This window comes from Shewanella sp. 1180_01 (assembly GCF_052850535.1).
The window spans coordinates 1-2,837 of sequence record NZ_VXCT01000111.1; the positions used below are offsets into that span (position 1 = coordinate 1).

Consider the following 2,837-nt stretch of genomic DNA (forward strand, 5'->3'; position numbering starts at 1 on the left):
GTCATTCACGACCTCCTCAGCATATGGGCAGAAATAATACTCGACCCTGCCCGTACCATCACCAAGGGCACGTGAGCAAATTTGCTGGCGACAATAGAACCTCAACAATGGATTGGCTCTTTGTAAAAAACTGGGTAGATATGGAATGCCGTGTGTCGCCATTTCTGCGGTTTTACGCACCGTAGGGCAATGGGCTATCAAATAGCGTATTCCTGTTGTTAGTTTGGGCGGGAAACAACCTGCCATTAGCGCTTGCTCAACTGTTAGAGCAGCATTAAGCTGCGGCTGTAGTAAAACTGAGCTAATCGGTTTATCATCATCTAAGCTATTTTTGATAGCGAGATAGTGCAAACAGGCAGTGTCAATCTTGGCGGGTTGGGTGCCTGTTTTTTTATGGTTTAAATTATTCATGGTTTGCCCCTTCTAACTGAGCTAACCACTCATTGTATTGCTCTTGCTTCCAGCCTATTGCGCGCCCGCCTTTCATTATTGGTTTCGGGAAAGATTTATCTTTGGCCCACCAACGCCAGATAGAGCGACGATCGCGACCTGTAAGTACTTCCATTTGCTTATAGTTGATAAGCGGTTGTAGTTGATTAGTTTGTGTCATGTGTTGAACCTCAATGTTACTTAAAAAGACATCGTAAGAATGAGGCATTTTTGAGATATAAAAAAAAGGTAGTTACTAACTCCCTACTTTTTTGGGCGTCCACGCTGACCTTTTCGTGGGTTCAAATCGGATATGTATTGTCTAATTGTCACTGGAGCAAGGTTCATTTTACTAGCCACCAATTCGGATACATTTTGCAAAGTAAAGTGAGGGGATTCTTGCCAGAATCGTTTAGCTAACGTTCTAGCTTCCGTCTGCGATGAAGTAGTTCTTTTTTCAGAATGATGAACAGACGCTAGCCTTTCCGTTACAAACTTCTCAATTAATACAAAACTTTGCCTATAATAATGAGAATACATTCCTTCAAGACCACACGCTCTTGCCAATAATGCTGCGGCAAGTAGTGAATTATGAATCTCCAGTAGTTTAGGGTCTGTTACGATTCCTTTGAACATATCGCTGAGCACAGTCAGACGCTTCCCATCTCGATAATTTAAAACACTGTCATTAGCCTTTTCTAGCATTTCGCGTTTAATCTCCCCTATGTCATCTGGGATATTTACATCATCTATTAACTCTAATTTTGAAATCATTTTTTCAAGACTTTTCAATAACACCTTTATTTCTTCTGTAGATGAAAATCCATCAGATCCTGCATTAATTAATCTCTTATTTGGCATGACATGGCCTCAAACTAACAACATTTCCCTGCTCAACTTCGTTTAACTTAGCTTCCCATGCTTCAAGGGCTATGCGCTTTTCGGGCAAGTAGCTGTAACGGTCATAATGCTTGCTAGATACGTCATTAAGTGCATGGTTCTGTAATCTGTCCCTAATGTCCTTAGATATGCCTAGCGCGCCCATAAGTGTTTTACAAGTGCGCCTAATATCACGAGCAACAAAGTGTTTCGCGTCTGGTCTAGCTTCCCGATAACGGCAAAGACTTTGCGATAAGGAATCAAGCCGCATATGCTGGCTATGGTCGAATTTATGCGGAAAAATGAAGGGGTTTAATGGATCTCTTTCAGCATAAAGCTGTTCAAGTATTGTTATTGCAGACTCAACCAAAGGTAACAGGTGAGCACGTTTGTTTTTTGATACATCAGCAATAATTTCAAATGTCGCTTCATTCCAGTTGATTGCATCCCATCGGCTAGCCGCTAGCTCGTAGGGACGTTGCCCACCAGTATAAAAACAAAGCTGTATTAACTTGGCTACATGAAACCCCATCCTAAAACCTTCACGGGTTTCGAGTATGGCTAATAACTCTCGCGTTTCATCAAAGGTAAGGTAATTTTCACCAACGCTTTCGGCGGCCGTCTGCTTTGGTATTGCGAGTACAGGATTAAAGCCAATGCCAAATAAAACATCACAGCCCATTTTGGCAGGATCATTATCATGCTTAAGACCATAGTTAAAAGCGGCACTAAGGTATGATCGAGTACGGTTGCTTTGAACTGCTGCCCCTCTGCGTATGATCCGCCCTAGAATCAACTTAATGTCATCTACGCTTACGTCCTTAGCCTTAGTTTCAGGCTTTACTATTGGGTAAACTTCCGCTTCAAGCGCATGTAACACGGCTTTAAAGGTTCGTTTGCCGTCAACCTTCATTTGCTGGGTATAACCTTCAAATAGCTGGCCTAGGCTACCTTTCTTTGCTTCAACTTGCTGAGCGGCCTTTTCTTTTGCTTGCTCCTTTTCAATTTCAATTTTGGGATCAAGCCCCTGCTTTAACATCCCCGCTAGCGGCTGAGAAATTTCGCGCGCTTGTGCAAGCGTCATAGAGGGGTAACGGCCTAATTGAACATATTGCCGCTTACTGTCAATTTGATATTTGAACGAAAAGACTTTGGCTCCTGAAGGGTAAACAGCAATGACTAAACGACCTGCTCCACGCTCGCGGGATGAGTCAATTAATTCATACTTATTGTCTTTGGGTTTTGCACCTTTGACTTCGCGTTCCGTGAGGGCTTTTGTTGTCATGGCATGGCCTTGAGTTAAAGCATTGCCATAGCCTAGTGTTACAGTTGCTGTAACGGGTGACGTAGTGGCAAGACTGAGTGAGATATAACAAAACAATACAAGACCACCAGCAACATAGTAAAGCATTAATCTTACTAAGTTTTATGTCTCATTAGATTAATTTATTATCTCATTGAATCTTGCCATTTTTATGACTCATAATCGTTAGGTCCACGGTTCAAGTCCGTGAGGGGCCACCACCCGA

The 2,837-nt window shown here is 42.5% G+C and carries 4 protein-coding genes; all 4 read right to left on the reverse strand.

The annotated features are described in order from the left end of the window. Positions 1-411 (reverse strand): hypothetical protein (locus FW758_RS24170; protein ID WP_263256707.1); only part of this gene is annotated, 411 nt, incomplete at its 3' end. After that, the gene (locus FW758_RS24175) at positions 404-610 is read right to left on the reverse strand and encodes a helix-turn-helix transcriptional regulator (protein ID WP_259514757.1); all 207 of its coding nucleotides are present in this window, start codon (positions 608-610) and stop codon (positions 404-406) included. The genes FW758_RS24175 and FW758_RS24170, both read right to left, overlap by 8 nt. A gap of 83 nt (positions 611-693) precedes the next feature. After that, positions 694-1,290: a hypothetical protein gene (locus tag FW758_RS24180; RefSeq protein WP_446446786.1), complete on the reverse strand. Its 597-nt coding sequence runs from the start codon at positions 1,288-1,290 to the stop codon at positions 694-696. Further along, positions 1,280-2,593, reverse strand: coding sequence for a tyrosine-type recombinase/integrase (locus FW758_RS24185; RefSeq protein WP_446446787.1), 1,314 nt, complete (start codon positions 2,591-2,593; stop codon positions 1,280-1,282). The genes FW758_RS24180 and FW758_RS24185 overlap by 11 nt, the downstream gene beginning before the upstream one ends. Between the last annotated feature and the right edge of the window lie 244 nt (positions 2,594-2,837).